The organism is Paraburkholderia sp. SIMBA_030 (genome assembly GCF_046535245.1).
GTDB lineage: Bacteria > Pseudomonadota > Gammaproteobacteria > Burkholderiales > Burkholderiaceae > Paraburkholderia.
Genome location: NZ_JAWRXB010001531.1, coordinates 1 through 239 on the forward strand (window position 1 = coordinate 1; position 239 = coordinate 239).

General features: G+C 41.8%; 1 protein-coding gene. It reads left to right on the forward strand.

Annotated features, from left to right (window positions below; all coding sequences use genetic code 11):
* A partial coding sequence (locus SB772_RS45140) for an IMP dehydrogenase (RefSeq protein ID WP_410839166.1) occupies positions 1–197 on the forward strand: 197 nt, incomplete at its 5' end.
* Between the last annotated feature and the right edge of the window lie 42 nt (positions 198–239).

Sequence of the window (239 nt, forward strand, 5' to 3'; positions counted from 1 at the left end):
ATAAAGGACCAGTTGCGGGTATCGTTAATCAGTTGGTTGGTGGCTTACGTTCATCAATGGGTTATACTGGTTCTGCTACGATTGAAGATATGCGTACCAATCCGCAGTTTATCAAAGTAACCTCAGCGGGTATGAAAGAGTCGCATGTGCATGATGTGCAAATCACTAAAGAAGCACCGAACTACCGAGTAAACTAGATCGTTCCGTAAAATGCTTATCTTTTGCAGATTTAAATCGAG